The 14,828-nt window shown below is 41.4% G+C and carries 16 protein-coding genes; 6 read left to right on the forward strand and 10 right to left on the reverse strand.

Features of this window, described 5'->3' with window-relative positions; genetic code table 11:
- Positions 1–22: 22 nt before the first annotated feature.
- Positions 23–244: a hypothetical protein gene (locus DWX61_RS12475; protein ID WP_118625599.1), complete on the reverse strand. Its 222-nt coding sequence runs from the start codon at positions 242–244 to the stop codon at positions 23–25.
- Between the two features lie 159 nt (positions 245–403).
- On the opposite strand from DWX61_RS12475, the gene DWX61_RS18990 reads away from it, so the two are divergent.
- The 6 genes from DWX61_RS18990 (at position 404) to DWX61_RS12505 (ending at position 4,951) form a co-directional block, all read left to right on the forward strand.
- Entirely contained in the window at positions 404–925 is a 522-nt protein-coding gene (locus DWX61_RS18990) for a helix-turn-helix transcriptional regulator (protein ID WP_182434001.1), read from the forward strand.
- 15 nt (positions 926–940) lie between these two features.
- Entirely contained in the window at positions 941–1,207 is a 267-nt protein-coding gene (locus DWX61_RS12485; RefSeq protein ID WP_118625601.1) for a DUF4160 domain-containing protein, read from the forward strand.
- 13 nt (positions 1,208–1,220) lie between these two features.
- A complete protein-coding gene (locus DWX61_RS12490) occupies positions 1,221–1,520 on the forward strand; it encodes a DUF2442 domain-containing protein (protein ID WP_118625603.1) in 300 nt (99 codons plus the stop codon).
- A gap of 19 nt (positions 1,521–1,539) precedes the next feature.
- Entirely contained in the window at positions 1,540–2,007 is a 468-nt protein-coding gene (locus DWX61_RS12495) for an ImmA/IrrE family metallo-endopeptidase (protein WP_118625605.1), read from the forward strand.
- A gap of 243 nt (positions 2,008–2,250) precedes the next feature.
- Positions 2,251–3,210: an Ig-like domain-containing protein gene (locus tag DWX61_RS12500; RefSeq protein WP_118625607.1), complete on the forward strand. Its 960-nt coding sequence runs from the start codon at positions 2,251–2,253 to the stop codon at positions 3,208–3,210.
- A gap of 172 nt (positions 3,211–3,382) precedes the next feature.
- Positions 3,383–4,951: a recombinase family protein gene (locus tag DWX61_RS12505; RefSeq protein WP_118625609.1), complete on the forward strand. Its 1,569-nt coding sequence runs from the start codon at positions 3,383–3,385 to the stop codon at positions 4,949–4,951.
- On the opposite strand, the gene DWX61_RS12510 is transcribed toward DWX61_RS12505, so the two are convergent.
- The 9 genes from DWX61_RS12510 to dxr all read right to left on the reverse strand — a co-directional run bounded on the left by DWX61_RS12510 (position 4,919) and on the right by dxr (position 14,827).
- Positions 4,919–5,614 (reverse strand): carboxypeptidase-like regulatory domain-containing protein, encoded by a 696-nt coding sequence (locus tag DWX61_RS12510; RefSeq protein WP_353652877.1) that lies wholly within the window; start codon positions 5,612–5,614, stop codon positions 4,919–4,921. The two genes, DWX61_RS12505 and DWX61_RS12510, sit on opposite strands and share 33 nt — an antisense overlap.
- A gap of 138 nt (positions 5,615–5,752) precedes the next feature.
- The gene (locus DWX61_RS12515; RefSeq protein WP_118625611.1) at positions 5,753–6,664 is read right to left on the reverse strand and encodes a carbohydrate kinase family protein; all 912 of its coding nucleotides are present in this window, start codon (positions 6,662–6,664) and stop codon (positions 5,753–5,755) included.
- A 1-nt stretch (position 6,665) separates the two neighbouring features.
- The gene (locus DWX61_RS12520) at positions 6,666–8,033 is read right to left on the reverse strand and encodes a family 4 glycosyl hydrolase (RefSeq protein ID WP_118625613.1); all 1,368 of its coding nucleotides are present in this window, start codon (positions 8,031–8,033) and stop codon (positions 6,666–6,668) included.
- 26 nt (positions 8,034–8,059) lie between these two features.
- Entirely contained in the window at positions 8,060–8,932 is an 873-nt protein-coding gene (locus tag DWX61_RS12525; protein WP_110103627.1) for a carbohydrate ABC transporter permease, read from the reverse strand.
- Between the two features lie 90 nt (positions 8,933–9,022).
- Positions 9,023–10,285 carry an ABC transporter substrate-binding protein gene (locus tag DWX61_RS12530; protein ID WP_118625615.1) on the reverse strand — a complete coding sequence of 421 codons (1,263 nt, stop codon included), beginning with the start codon at positions 10,283–10,285 and terminating at the stop codon, positions 9,023–9,025.
- Positions 10,286–10,325: 40 nt separating this feature from the next.
- Complete coding sequence (locus DWX61_RS12535; protein ID WP_118625617.1) at positions 10,326–11,165, reverse strand: carbohydrate ABC transporter permease; 840 nt, start codon at positions 11,163–11,165, stop codon at positions 10,326–10,328.
- 1 nt (position 11,166) lies between these two features.
- Positions 11,167–12,156, reverse strand: coding sequence for a LacI family DNA-binding transcriptional regulator (locus DWX61_RS12540; protein WP_270390605.1), 990 nt, complete (start codon positions 12,154–12,156; stop codon positions 11,167–11,169).
- 240 nt (positions 12,157–12,396) lie between these two features.
- Positions 12,397–13,674: an RIP metalloprotease RseP gene (gene rseP / locus DWX61_RS12545; protein WP_286188081.1), complete on the reverse strand. Its 1,278-nt coding sequence runs from the start codon at positions 13,672–13,674 to the stop codon at positions 12,397–12,399.
- Between the two features lie 10 nt (positions 13,675–13,684).
- Positions 13,685–14,827, reverse strand: a complete 1,143-nt coding sequence (gene dxr / locus DWX61_RS12550) for a 1-deoxy-D-xylulose-5-phosphate reductoisomerase (protein ID WP_118625621.1) — start codon at positions 14,825–14,827, stop codon at positions 13,685–13,687.
- Position 14,828: the final 1 nt, after the last annotated feature.

Raw genomic sequence — 14,828 nt, forward strand, 5'->3', positions numbered from 1 at the left:
TTTCTTTTTCCATTTCTTCCATTTAAACCGCCTTTCTCTGTTCATCCGAGAAAAATATCGGATTCACATCGAGATGCTTGCATAATGCTAAAAATTCATCTACTCGCAAATCGCGATTTCTTTTCTCATTAAAAAGACTGTCATACAATGCCATGTATGGAATATGGGTTTTTCTTGATATATCTGATAGATTGAACCCTTTGTGTCTTATATACTCAGAAACTCTCTGTGTTGCTCCATCCATATCCGCGCCTCCTTTCTAAGTTTCTAAGAATTTATCTGTATAATATTCTATTATTCTCAGAATGTCAATACTTTTTTCTAATATTCTTAGAATTCTTATTGACACGTTAAAAACATAATGATATATTCAAGATACCAAGAAGAAACGAAGGGATTATTTATGAAAAGTTCTATCGGTGAAACATTAAAAAAATGCAGGCTTAACGCAGGGAAATCTGTAAAAGAAATTTCTGATTTATTAATATCTAAAGGTTTCAAAGCATCTGAAAAAACAATCTACAGCTGGGAAAGTGGTAATAGCCAACCTAGTCCTGACGCGTTTTTAATTATGTGCAAAGCTTATAATCTTTCAGATATATTAAGAACTTTCGGATATACGAATACTTCAGCTTCCGACGTTAAACCTGTCTCAACTAATAATCATGAATTTATAAAAAAATACCGTGAGCTTGACACCCACGGTAAAGATATGGTTGATACTGTTCTTCAGAAAGAATATGAGCACATTATTGAATTGCGTGATTTTGCTCCGCAATCTAAATATATAGGTAAAGATCCCGATAACATTGTCACTGTTGATCTCACACCTCTCGCCGCTCATACTCGTACAGATGTAGAACAAACTCCTGAAGGTGTTCAGCATGATCTGGATATTATGAACGATGATTCTCAATGGAAATAGAAAGGGGAAATGCAAATGCCAGAATTAAGTAGATTTGAGGGGATGGTTATTAAAATGTTATTTAATGACACTGTCCAGCATAATAAGCCGCATGTCCATGTTACTTACGGTGAATACAGAGCTTCTGTTGGTATTGACGGTGAACTGCTTGCTGGATCGCTTCCGCAAAAACAGTTTAAAATGCTGGTCGGTTGGCTTGCTCTGCACGAAGATGAAGCTTATGCAGCTTGGAACAAAGCTGTCAGAGGCGAACACTTTGATAAGATTAAGCCTTTACAGTAAGGAGGAATTCTTTATGTTTATTTCAAATGGAATTGTTTACGCTAGTGAACGCCCGGAAAATGTACAGATTATTGCAGTAAAGCCATTGGATGATATGATGATGCTTCTCACTTTTTCAACTGGTGAGCAGAGACTTTTTGATGCTTCGGTATTAAACGGCCCCGCTTTCGCTCCATTAACTGATGAAAAAATATTCAAAGACTGCAAAATCGTAGATGGAGTTGTCACCTGGATGGACGAAGATATTGACTGTGCTCCTGAATATATGTACGAGCATAGTTATGCGTATCCGTCCTTAAAATCCGCAATTTGAATTAAAAGGACTGATTTATTTGACCTACGAACAACTTTTAAGTACTGCCGATCAGGCCGGCCTTACAGTAAAGGAACGGCCGCTCCAAAAACATGATGGGCTGATCCGCGGCAATCGTATCGCTATTCGAAAAAGTATTGACACTCAGGCTGAAAAGTCCTGTGTGCTGGCTGAAGAACTTGGTCACCACTACACCACTACCGGCAATATCCTGGAACAGGCATCTGATGTGATGAACCGAAAGCAGGAATACCGCGCCAGGCTTTACGGCTATAATCTCCGTGTTGGCCTGATCGGGATCATTAAGGCTTACGAAGCCCGCTGTCGGAATCTTCATGAGATGGCTGAGTATCTGGATGTACCGGAGGATTATCTCATTGAAGTGATCGACTGCTACCGTTCCAAATATGGGCAGTATGTTGCTGTGGATAATTATATGATCTATTTTGTTCCCCAGCTGGCCGTGATGAGAATTGATGTTTTATAATAAATGCATAATGATGGCATAGAGTAATAACCAAGTAGCAAAGGTCGGAAAGGCTCCCGACACACTCGCAAGAGTACCTGAGATGATAGATACGCCGCCCATCTTGTTACTTGGATTATCTTAAAGGTGTTGTCGTTATGGCAACACCTTTTTTCGTTCTATAATAAAAAATACAAATAAGCAATTTTCTATGATGAATATCGTATTATTTGTGGATATTATAATTTAAAGGAGGCGTTTCTTATGAAAAAGAAAACCTGGTGTATCTCGTTGTTGCTGGCTTTATGCCTGCTCTTCTGTAGCATCCCTGTTCAAGCTGCAAGTGGTTGGAATTATTCATGTGGCGGTGGTTATCGAAAACCTATCACCTTAAAAAAAGGTAAAACTGTTACGGCTTATCTTGCACGCTCAGAGCGTATGGGATTCAATGTTCCCGGAAGTGGTTACAAATGGAGTAGTTCGAATAAAAAATGCGCTACTATTTCCCGCGGTGTAGCAACATATAAAAAAAATGGTTCTACAATCATTACAGCAAAAAAGGGAAAGAATGTATATAGGTGTAAACTTATAACAGAATCACCCAGAGCAGGAAAAGCCGTATCTACAATGACTGTCGGAAAAACCTATCAGTACTCTATTTATGGAACAAAACAGAAAATCGCCTGGAAATCTTCAAATAACTCTGTGGTTTCTATTAATTCCAAAGGAAAGGCTACCGCAAAACGTTCTGGATATGTAACAATAACAGCAACTTTCGGAACTTATCATTTTGAATCTTATGTAAATGTCAATCCGAAACCCACTGTTGTAAAAACGTATAATATAGGACAGACCTGGAAAGTTCCTGGTCAGTGGAGTTTAAGAATCAATTCCGTCACAGAAATGGACGAACGTAATCCATATTCGGATGTTTATCCGGACGCTGTATATCTCATTGATTATACTTATGAAAATCTTGGATATGGTGATGGATTATATATTTCAATGGATCTTCAAAGAATTGTAGACGCAAAAGGCTATACTGGATATTCTTATCCAAACGATCAGGCATATTATCCTCAGGAACTTCCTGTTGGTGCCAAGTGTCACGCTCAGGGAATCATCGGTGTTGATCATGCCGGAAACTTCAAGATTTATGTTGATCAATATACCAACACAACATACAAAAAATATTCCGCAATTTTTAATATAAAAATCAATTAAACATATAAAAACCGCCCCAGTACGCCAATACCGGGACGGTGGTGGATCTCCGAAGAGATATCCGTTTTCAGCAAAAATATTGTATCATCTTCGGAGCGGCTGCACAATCAGAACATTTGTGTGGTCGTTATTTTTGTACCCATTTTTACATATTTTAAACCGAGGTGATATTATGGAACTTTTAAATGTATGTATCTACCTGCGTAAGTCCCGTGCTGATCGGGAGGCTGAAGCCCGAGGTGAAGGCGAAACTCTCGCCCGACACGAGCGGATCCTGCTGGATCTTGCAAAAAAGCGTGGCTATAATGTAGGGGCGATCTATAAAGAGATTGTTTCCGGTGAGACGATTTCTGCAAGGCCTGTTATGCAACAACTTCTTCGTGAAGTTGAATCCGGTATGTGGGATGGTGTCCTTGTTGTTGAAGTGGAACGTCTGGCTAGAGGCGATACCATTGACCAGGGTGTTGTTGCCAGATCTTTCCAATACTCCAACACATTAATCATTACTCCACTTAAAACTTACGATCCAAACAACGAATACGACGAAGAGTATTTTGAATTCGGACTTTTTATGTCCCGGCGTGAATACAAGACCATTCGCCGCCGTCTCACTGCAGGTCGCGAATCTTCCGCAAAAGAAGGAAAATATTGCGGCAGTAAGCCGCCTTATGGATATTCCCGTGTAAAACTTGTTGGTGAAAAAGGATGGACACTGCAGCCTGTTCCTGACCAGGCAGAGATTGTCAAGCTTATATTCAATTTATATGTCCATGGAGTATCCGGCGAACGAATTGGAATGGCTAAGATCTGCCGTAAATTAAATGATTCCGGAATCAAGACCATGGATGGTGGCCTATGGACCATTTCTCGTGTGCAGGCAATCCTCAGAAATCCAGTATATGAAGGAATGATACGATGGAACAGTCGGAAAGCAGTAAAGCATATAAAAGATGGGCAAATAACTATCTCCCGTCCTTTCGCTCAGAATTATATTCTTGTCAAGGGCAGGCATCCTGCTATTGTATCAAGGGAACTCTTTCAGCAAGCTCAAGATATCGTAAACAAAAATCCTGCACGGCCGCTTAACTCTTTGCATGTTCTTCGTAACCCTCTTGCCGGTATTGTTCGTTGTGGAAAATGTGATCATGTTATGACTCGTAAATCCCCTAATGGAAGACAGGGTGATCTGATCCGGTGCCCATACAGTTCTTGTAGCAATATAAGCAGCAAGCTTCCTCTTGTTGAAAAGGCTCTTCTTGACGGAATCCAGGAGCTTGTAGATGGCTACAGACTAAATAACAGTGTTTCCGATCAGGAGTATTCTCTTTCTATTTCTGAAAGAGAAAAAATGATTCAAGGAAAATTAAAAGAAATTGATATTTTAAAGAAAAGGAAACAAAGGCAGTATGATCTTCTTGAACAGGGAATTTACTCCACGGAAGAATTTCTTGAACGCTCCCGTGCTACTGCTGCCGAGCTGTCTGCCTGCGATGCAGTAATTCTTTCTCTGAAGCAAGAAATTGAACATGAACAGGAACTTCAGTTTCAACGTTCCTCTTTTATTCCCAAGTGCGAGGATCTTCTCGCAAATTACTGGACGTGGGATACCTCTACAAAGAACCGATTTCTCCGTGAACTGATAGAAAAGGCTGTTTATACTAAAAACGCAAAAAATACATGGAAAAATGGCGATGACATCTCTTTTACTTTAGATATTTATCCAAAAATCCAGCAAAAGTAAGTGTAGGTAGCCTTTATGTACCTGCACATTAGCCCGTATCGTGTCCTCCGGCCAGGTTGCGTAGATCTCACTGCTGGCCACGTTTTTGATATAATCCTTGTATCTTACATAATAATCCTGTGCAGAGGTATCCCCTACCGGTCCGTCATGGACTACGATATATTCCGGGATCACCACTTTGTTTAATACGATCTCGCCGGTTTCATTTATCGGCTTGATCTCTGCTTCTGGATTTTTGGGAGGATATTCCCCAAAAAGCGTATGGGGTCCGATGACGATCCGCTGATAATCCACTCCATTACCCTGCTGTCTGCTAAGGGATGCTCCCTGCCTAGCAATGGAATAGGGAAGAACTTCTGTCCCGGCTATTTCTTTTGGTGTAAAACCCTCCGCACTGATCTGAACTGTGTATTCTGCATAGGGCTGCTGCTCCACCGGTTTCATGCTGTATTCCAGCGGAGGAGCTGCCAGTTCCAGCATCGGCGTTCTTCCGGAGGAATCCGTGTGAACTTCTTCGATCACATTGTCCGGGACTCCTGTGTACGAGATCCGCACTGCAGCATTTTCCACAGGACGGTTACTGGCACTGTCCAGCACCGTCACCTGCAGCTGTCCCTGATCCGGCATATCCTGCTGCATTGAAATATAAGAATGATTTTTCATAAACAGAGGCTCCTTTTTGTGCCTGAAAACACACTGGTTCTCTGCTAGTATATGTTTGCATAAAAAAAATGTCTCTTACCTGATATACAAATAAGAGACATCTTCTTCAGTTACAAATTATAAATTTTTTCCACCTCTTCAAAGTTCCCTGACTTCTAGCGTTTCCGCAATTTCCAAGAGCTGTTCTTCATTGACAAAATTGCTGATACAACCCATTCCCTGAACGCACGCACTTCCTGTTACATTTCCAAACTTAATACACTGTTCAGTTGGATGATGATGATAAAGTCCATAAATAAAGCCACTCATAAATGCATCTCCTGCTCCTGTTGCATCAATAGCTTTTACATTTTGTACAGAAGATATGATTTTTATTCCATCCTTATTTTTAAGTAGGCACCCTTCCTTGTCCATTTTGATCGTCACGTCAGAAAAAAATTCCGATAGAACGTCAGCAGCCGCTTCCACACTGGACGTTCCTGTGATCTTCATGGCCTCTTTCTGATTGGGAATATAATAATCTGCGATTTCCAGATAATCCCTGTATTTTTCCAATGTCAGATCATCTTCCCATCCCGTATCAAAAATCTGGATACAACCATCTTTTTTCAGTCTTTTATACACATCTAAAAATCCAACATGCATATCTACCACATATGCGCCTTTCAGATTTTCATAAACTTCATCCATAACAGCATCATTAATATCCATTCCATCTGTATAGGAAATAAAACTTCTGTCACCACAATACAGCAAGGTGGAAGACAGCACCACCGGCATCTTGTTTCCTTTATAAAGATTCACAGTTTTTACCGGATAGCTATTCAGTGTTTTTTTCACAAATTCCGAAAAAAGATCATGCCCCGCAAAAGTAATAATTCTGGACTCAACTCCAAGCCTTGAAAGATTGATCATGGTAGCCGGAATCCCACCACCAAACTGCATGGAAAATCCTCTGGCGAAAATCTCCTCTCCCTTATCAGGAAGTCTATCAAGACCAGAATAGATCAGATCGATATTGGAATAGCCTACGCCACCTACAAAACTCATATCAGTTCCATTCCTCCATATAGTCTTTATTTGTGGCTAAATATGTTTCCACCAGTTTCTTGGCCAGTGAGTAGGAATTGACAAGAGGATGCACCATAAGGCAGTCAATTGCTTTACTTATGCTTCTTGTGCGGATTGCTTCAGAAGCCAGCCTTTCGTAAACCTTTACCCTGCGAATGAGTTCCATCTGCAATTCCCCGGGATTTGGAACTTTATGCGGAATCATCTCACCATCTTTAAGATCACATGTAACTTCCACAACGTCTGTATCAAGGAGTCCCGGAATTGCTCCGTTATTCGGTACACAAAGAATCATCTCACTGTCTTTTCCACTTAATTTGGAACGGATATATTTCAGAGCAACACCTGCATAGCCTCCATCATCCTTTGCATAAATATCAAAATGATAGGGTTCTTTTGCTCTGGATACGCCAGTCTCATTTGCCATATAAGCATCTTCACGTTTGCCATACCACTTATCATAAACCTTCAGGCAACTTTCAAAATCATTTTCAACATCCATGTGTGACAGTTCCTCCGTCATATGGATATTCACATCACGGATCACTTCTCCTCTGGTGATACCCGCATCCAGAATATGCTGAACTGCTTCTTCTCTGTAATAAAAATAGTACAAATATTCATTAAGAATACATCCCATATGCTCTACCAGATCTTTTTTAAAAAAACGCATATCCGTATCCGTATACAATCTTTCATCTTTTAAAAGCTCCGGCAAAATCTCTTTTCCATCCAGCTTAATACTGTCAAAAAAAGAAAGATGATTCAATCCATAGCAGTCTCCCGTCACAGAATTTTGCGGAACCTTATACATTTTTGCAAAGGAATGGAGAAGGCTGCTTGGAGCATCGCAGATACCATAGGTAAAATCATATCCCATATCACGCAGAGTCTGGGATACTACTCCCGCCGGGTTGGTAAAGTTAAAGATCTTTACATCCGGAGAAGCGTATTTTTTTGCAAGCTCACAATATTTTACCAGAGCCGGCACAGAACGCATAGCAAAAGAAAAACCTGCCGCACCGGTAGTTTCCTGTCCCAAAACCCCCAGATTCAGAGCTACTCGTTCATCCTGGATACGCATATCATCCTCTCCAACACGAATCGTTGTTATGATATAATCTGCATCTTTAATGGCTTCTACAGGATCTCCTGTAAGCTCCAGCTGCAAGGCTGGCTGCAGACGCTTTGCAACCTGCTGTGCCATTTTACCATAGATATTAAGCTTCTTTGGATCATTATCCATAAAAATCACTTGGTTGATCCCCAATTCCAAACTGCTCTGAGCAAGGCTTTTTGCCAAAAACATAGAACGTACTCCACCACCGCCGATTACTGCTATTTTCATCTGTAATTCCTCCTCTTTCTGTCTTTTTAGTAGTCTGCCTCATTCATCTTAAACAACCGATTAATGGCACTTACTACAATTACCCCTGCAATAATAAGAATCACTCCCATCATGTTGGCATAACCATAATTATTATCTGTCATAGATGTTTTGTACAGGTATAGCGGAAGATTCAGTGTTGTATCTCCCGGACCTCCGTTGGTTGTCAGATAAATGAGTTCAAATTCTCTCAGCATACTGGTTGCCGCCAGAATCTCACAGGTTCCAATAATAGTACGGATCAGCGGGAGACGAATCTTCATATTGATCTGCATGTCTGTGGCACCATCGATCTTGGCCGCTTCCACAACATCCTCGGGAATGGACAGAACACCTGCAAGCACAAGAATGATGATCATTCCCGTATACAGAAGCCAGCTCCATGTAACTGTGATAAAGGCACTGTTCTGATCAAAGAACCAGTTTTTCATAAATGGTTTCCCGGTTACTGTTTTTACAAAAGAATTGATAATACCATACTGCGCATTAAATACATTCAAGAAAATAACAGCCAGTGCCGCTGCAGATACCACATTCGGGATCATATAGATAGTTCTGAGGACTTTCCAACCTTTTTTTCTTTTTGAAAGCATAAACGCGATCACAGTTCCTAGCATCACATGCACAACAGACTGAAGCACAACCCAGATTCCCGTATTCTTCAGTGCTGTAAGCATTCGTGCGTCGTTCCGGAAAGCATTGATATAATTATCCAGTCCAATAAATTTAAATACACCGCCTGCTTTCCATTCAAAAAATGAACTTCCAAACACCATACACATCGGAGCTAGGTAAATCAATGCAAAAAGGAGCAGACACGGCAAAAGAAAGCTTGCCAGTTTCCATTTTTTAACTTTCATTTCTCATCTCTCCTGTTTCAGTCTGTTCTTAACCTCCGGCGACTTCAGAAGAAGGTATGTCCTGCCGAAGCCGCGGAAATCATATAATTATCAGTTTTTCTGTGCAGCGTCTGTAAGAGCCTGTGCGAACTCTTCCGGAGTAATTTCTCCCTGCGCAAGGAGCGGATACTGAATACTGATCTCATCCACTACATTTGCATACCAAAGGCTCTGGAAATCATTAATGCTGTGCGCTGCTTTATCGCCGTTTGCGATGACTTCATTTACAAGTGGCTTTACATTATCAGATGTAAGACCCTCCATAGCCGGAATATCGCCTGTAATTTCAAGCATTTTAAGCTGGCTCTCCTCGTTTGTGAGGAATTTAACAAATTTAAGAGTTGCATCCAGTGTTTTCTCGTCCTTGGAAGCAACATTAAAGCCAATTTTTCCACTGTTATACATAACATCACCAGGATACATTGCAGTACCGACTTTATCTGCAAATCCATCTTCAACCATAGAAGTATCATAGAAATCGCTAATCATCCAAGGACCATTTGCGATGATAGCTGTCTGTCCCATAAAGAAGTTGCTTGCAGCATTCTCATATTTTCCACCAACTGCATCCGGAGTTGTATATTTCTGAAACATGGTCTGAATCCTGGTTGCTGCATCGATAAATTCTTTTGTATTATAATCTGTCGGGAGCATTGTATTCATAAACTGTTCTCCCTCATCGCTCTCACCAATCATAGCACCAAGCATCAGTGAAGTTACCCAACCGGAATCGGCGGTATCCATGGAAAGTGGTGTAATGCCTGCATCCACAAGCTTGTCACACTGCTCAAAGAACTCGTCCCATGTCTTTGCCGGTTTCTCAATTCCTGCCTGAGCAAAGAGATCTTTGTTGTAAAAGTATCCTATTACCTGTCTGGTATAAGGAATTCCATAAATCTTACCATCGCGGGAGTTTACATCCCAACATGTGTCAGTTGCAAGTTTTTTCCAGTCATCATCTACATAATCAGTAAGGTCGACAAGTTGATCCTTCATTGAATCAATCAGATTATATCCACCTGTGCTGAATGTATCTGGAAGAGAATTGGAAGAATACAGAACTTTCAGCTTATCCACATAGTTCTGATCACCTGCGATTTCTTCCACATTGACCTTGATACTGTCACCGTACTCCTCATTAAAAGCTTCCAGACGATCCTGGAACCATTCTGTATTAACACTGACACCAACCCAGGATGTAGGAAATGTGATTTCTGTCACATCATCCGCTTTTACTGTTGTGGCCATGCCTCCTGCCATGGATAATGCTGTCACTGCTGACAATACTGTGGCCATCACCTTTTTTGTTTTCATATTAATTGCCTCCTTTTATTTGATTTATAAAATTTCATCTTCAACCTTTGACAGATCCAGCTACCATACTGGTAGTAACCTGTTCCTGCAGCAATACATAGATTACAATGCTTGGTAGAATTACCATAGTCAATGCCGCAAACATCGCCGTATAGTTAAACGAAAACTGAGATGTGAAATAATTCAGAGCAAGAGGAAGGGTTCTTACTTCTGTGCTCTTGGTAAGAACGAGTCCGAACATGAACTCATTCCATGACGTCAGGAACTGTAAAATTGCCCCTGTTGCAAGTCCTGATTTAGCCAGCGGAAATACAATTACAAAGAATGTCCGATAAAACCCGGCTCCGTCAATATAGGCAGCTTCTTCCAGTTCCTTGGGGATGCCCTGAAAATAGCTTTTGAATACAAAAAGTGAAGTAGGAAGTCCCAGTGCCGCATACACAAGTACAAGCCCTGACCTTGTATCAAACAATCCGATTCCCATCATGATCTTATAGATTGGCATCAGAAGTGCCGAAGTAGGTACAAGAAGAGACGCAGATAAAAGCAGTGTGATAAAGGTACTTCCCTTAAACGTATATCTGGCCAACACATAGGCAGCCATGGAAACAATCAGGATATTTAGCAGGGTACTTGTAAAAGAAATCACAACACTGTTTCCATAAAACTTAAAAATTGGAGCCAAGTCCAATGCAGCCTTATAACCATCAAAGCTTAATGATGTAGGCAGTGCAAATGCAGATGATAGGATCTCCTTATTGGATTTAAAGGATGACATCACGATCCATACCAATGGTCCTACTGAGATCAGTGCCATAAATCCCAAGAAAACAAATCTAAATATTCTCCAAAGAATATCTTTAAAGCTCTTCCCCCCCATTTTATATTTCCTCCCTTCTGAGTACAGTTCCTCTTTCCAATAATTTATAGGGTAGTGTATACTCTATATTTTCTTCTCTGTTTCTACTTTTGTTACACAAAATCTCAAGAGTCCATTCCACCATCTTATCCAGGGGCTGATAAATCGTAGTAAGTTTAGGAACCACCCGCTCTGATATACTTAATCCATCGAATCCCAAAACGGATACATCTTCCGGAACCTTCAGGCCATGTTCATTTAACGCTGTAATTGCTCCTACCGCAGTCTCATCGGAAAAAGCAAATACTGCAGTGAACTTCTTTTTCTTTCGCAATGCACTGTTCATAGATCGATAGCCTTTTTCGAAGGTAAGCTGACCGTATTCTGCCATGTCATCACTGAACATAAGTCCATATTCCTCCATTGCCTTCTTACAGCCAACTAACCGCTGGAATCCTGAACTGATGCTTGTAGAAAGATCAGTCAGAATCAGTATCTTCCTGTGTCCCATTTCAAGAAGATATTTCATTCCCTCGTAAGCAGCCATCATATCATTAATGTGTACCATATCGCATCTACTATCAAAAGCTGCGCCTCCCAGCATAACCACTTTGATATTCTTTGCCCGGATATATCGTATCACCTCACGGTCAATCTCCTCCTCCAGATAAATAACTCCCATCACATACAATTCCTTCAGGATACTCTTATAACTGTCATCTCCCGGAAATGTAGGAAGAAATATCACTCTACATTTGTATTTTGGCATCTGCCGGATAATCTCCTTTATGGATTCACTGAAATATCCAAATTCCAGATTAGGAATCAGAACTACGATCACACCATCTGACTTACGCGTTGGATGATTTGGCACATAACCAACCGTATTAGCTGCCTCCTCAATTCTTCTGGATAATTCATCACTCACCACATTCTGTCCTGAAAAATATCTTGAAACAGTTGCTGGAGACACATGTGCCATTTGTGCAATCTTTCTGATTGTACCTGCCATTGTCTCATCTCCTTATGTGATTTTTCTTATTATTTGAAATTTATTTTTTATTTCTTTTGGTATTTTACACGATTTAATATCGTCATCTACATTTTTGATTGTACAAAGTCCCAAATAAAATGTCAATCTTGTTTCATGTGTTTCATCTTGGTTTCATATGTTTCACTAAAAAAAGATGGAACAATCCGGACATTTTCCTGACCATTCCATCTTTTATATATCTTTACTCCATAATCCTCATCAGAATATCTTCAGAATATCATTATACATAACTATAACCATCAACGCCATCAAAAGCATCAGTCCCGCAAAATGGATCATGCCTTCTACCTGACGGTTTACCGGTTTTCTCCGGATCGCTTCTGTCACCAGAAATACCAGCCTCCCTCCATCCAGCGCAGGAAGAGGAAGAAGGTTCATCACTCCCAGGTTTGCAGAAAGAAGGACTGCCATATTCAACAAATTCATCCAGACCATCAGCGTTCCCTCACTTTTGGACTGTTCGTAAGTGTCGCCAATGGCATCCACAACACCCACAGGACCACTTAAGTCTTTCATTCCAAGGTTACCGGTCACAAGCTCTTTCAGGCTTAAGATCGTAGTACGGATCATGTATTTTACTTCCACAGCACCATATTTCAGAACATTAAAGCCGGAAGTTTTTTCACTGTATGTGTTATATCCAAAACCGGAAACCGGTGTTCTGTATTCCCTTGGCGTTATCTCTGCCTCATATTCCAGTCCGTTGCGCTCATAGGTGATCGTCACAGGTTCATTGGATAACGGATGCTCTTCGATGTATTTTTCATATGCATTTCCGTCCGGAACCTCCACACCATTGATCTTCGTGATTACATCACCGGCTTCCAGACCTGCTTCTTCCAAAGGCATTCCCTTGATCAGTGATTCCACAGTCATGGAATTTACATCAGAACGGTTAAAGCCAAGAAGATACCGCACATTTATATCTGGTTTATAGGAAATCTCCAGTTTCTTTCCATCACGTTTTACTTTCAGCCGAATAGTATCTCCCTCTTTCAGTTCATTGAGATACGAATATACATAGAGATCTTTCCCCAGATCAATATGGTAGCCCTGATATTCCGTGATCACATCACCCTTTTTCAATCCTGCCTTATCCGCAGCAGAATTTTGGGTTACTTCTAATACGGTTGCCGGATCATAGCCCATACAGCCCACAATGATCACAGACAAAATAAATGCCAGAAGAAAATTAAATACCGGACCGGCAGCAACCACTGCGATCCTGCCCCACACAGGAGCAGAATTAAAGGTTCCCGGACTGTCATCTTCCGCATCCTCTCCGGCCATGGCACAGGAGCCTCCAAGAGGAAACAATTTCACAGAATAACGTGTACCACCCTTTACTGTACTTATGATCCTGGGTCCCATACCAAGAGAAAATTCCAATACCTCGATGTGATTCTTTTTTGCCAGAAGAAAATGTCCCAGCTCATGGATCAGTATCACAACGCTGAAAATAATTACAGCAATCACAAATCTCAATTTACCACCTGCTTTCGATCCACTGATAAGTATCCTGCTCTACAGAAAGGATCTCATCCAGATCCGGATGTGCGATTTTTTTATGTCTTTCCATAGACTGTGCAATAATCTCATAAATATCCAGAAAACCGATCTTTTCCTCCAGGAATTTCTTTACTGCAAGCTCATTGGCTGCATTAAAGACAGTCGGCATACTTCCGCCCTCCCGGGACGCCTGGATCGCCATAGGCAGTCCCCGGAATGTCTCCATATCCGGAACCTCAAATGTGATCTCATGAAGCTTTGTGAAGTCAAGGCGATCTCCGTCCAGATATCGTCTGTGTGGATAGTACAAAGCGTACTGGATCGGAAGTCTCATATCCGGAGTTCCAAGCTGTGCCATGATCGCACCATCTTTAAACTCCACCATGGAATGGATGATACTCTGTGGCTGCACCACCACCTGAATATGATCCAGATCCATGTCAAACAACCATTTGGCTTCCATAACTTCCAGCCCTTTGTTTACCAGGGTTGCAGAATCTACGGTGATCTTTCGTCCCATTACCCAGTTTGGATGCTTCAGAGTATCTGCAACAGTGACCTTTCGCAGCTCTTCTGTGGTACGTCCGCGGAAGGGGCCACCGGATGCCGTGATCAGAAGCTTGTGAATCTCTTTGTTTTCTTCTCCGTGGATAGCCTGGAAAATAGCACTGTGTTCACTATCTACCGGAAGGATAGATACGCCATACTTTTTTGCCATCGGCATGATCAGATGACCGGCTGTGACAAGGGTTTCCTTATTTGCCAGGGCAATGTCCTTTCCGGCACGGATTCCCTCCATCGTAGGACGGATTCCGATCATTCCCACGATCGCAGTGACAAGAATTTCTGATTCCGGCATGGACGCAAGCTCCAGAAGTCCCTCCATTCCGCTGACTACCTTTGTATCCGTGTCCGCAATACGCGTTTTCAGATCCTGGGCTGCTTTTTCATCCCAGACTGCTGCCAGAAGTGGATGAAACTCCCGGATCTGCTCTTCCAGTTTCTCCACACTTTTGCCTGCACTGACTGCAACAACACGAATATCTTCGTTTTTTCTTGCCACATCCAGTGTCTGGGTCCCGATGGAGCCGGTAGAACCTAAGATTGCAATATTCTTCATT

Origin of the sequence: Ruminococcus sp. AF20-12LB, from assembly GCF_003478985.1 — a bacterium.
Classification (GTDB): domain Bacteria; phylum Bacillota; class Clostridia; order Lachnospirales; family Lachnospiraceae; genus Blautia_A.

What these genes read in the sequence shown, in the direction of transcription:
- DWX61_RS12510 (WP_353652877.1), bottom strand. Translation starts at nt 5,614, where the DNA reads ATGAAAAATCATTCTTATATTTCAATGCAGCAGGATATGCCGGATCAG.
- DWX61_RS12535 (WP_118625617.1), bottom strand. Translation starts at nt 11,165, where the DNA reads ATGGGGGGGAAGAGCTTTAAAGATATTCTTTGGAGAATATTTAGATTT.
- DWX61_RS12530 (WP_118625615.1), bottom strand. Translation starts at nt 10,285, where the DNA reads ATGAAAACAAAAAAGGTGATGGCCACAGTATTGTCAGCAGTGACAGCA.
- DWX61_RS12485 (WP_118625601.1), top strand. Translation starts at nt 941, where the DNA reads ATGCCAGAATTAAGTAGATTTGAGGGGATGGTTATTAAAATGTTATTT.
- DWX61_RS12490 (WP_118625603.1), top strand. Translation starts at nt 1,221, where the DNA reads ATGTTTATTTCAAATGGAATTGTTTACGCTAGTGAACGCCCGGAAAAT.
- DWX61_RS12525 (WP_110103627.1), bottom strand. Translation starts at nt 8,932, where the DNA reads ATGAAAGTTAAAAAATGGAAACTGGCAAGCTTTCTTTTGCCGTGTCTG.
- DWX61_RS12505 (WP_118625609.1), top strand. Translation starts at nt 3,383, where the DNA reads ATGGAACTTTTAAATGTATGTATCTACCTGCGTAAGTCCCGTGCTGAT.
- DWX61_RS12540 (WP_270390605.1), bottom strand. Translation starts at nt 12,156, where the DNA reads ATGGCAGGTACAATCAGAAAGATTGCACAAATGGCACATGTGTCTCCA.
- DWX61_RS12475 (WP_118625599.1), bottom strand. Translation starts at nt 244, where the DNA reads ATGGATGGAGCAACACAGAGAGTTTCTGAGTATATAAGACACAAAGGG.
- DWX61_RS12515 (WP_118625611.1), bottom strand. Translation starts at nt 6,664, where the DNA reads ATGAGTTTTGTAGGTGGCGTAGGCTATTCCAATATCGATCTGATCTAT.
- DWX61_RS12520 (WP_118625613.1), bottom strand. Translation starts at nt 8,033, where the DNA reads ATGAAAATAGCAGTAATCGGCGGTGGTGGAGTACGTTCTATGTTTTTG.
- DWX61_RS18990 (WP_182434001.1), top strand. Translation starts at nt 404, where the DNA reads ATGAAAAGTTCTATCGGTGAAACATTAAAAAAATGCAGGCTTAACGCA.
- dxr (WP_118625621.1), bottom strand. Translation starts at nt 14,827, where the DNA reads ATGAAGAATATTGCAATCTTAGGTTCTACCGGCTCCATCGGGACCCAG.
- DWX61_RS12500 (WP_118625607.1), top strand. Translation starts at nt 2,251, where the DNA reads ATGAAAAAGAAAACCTGGTGTATCTCGTTGTTGCTGGCTTTATGCCTG.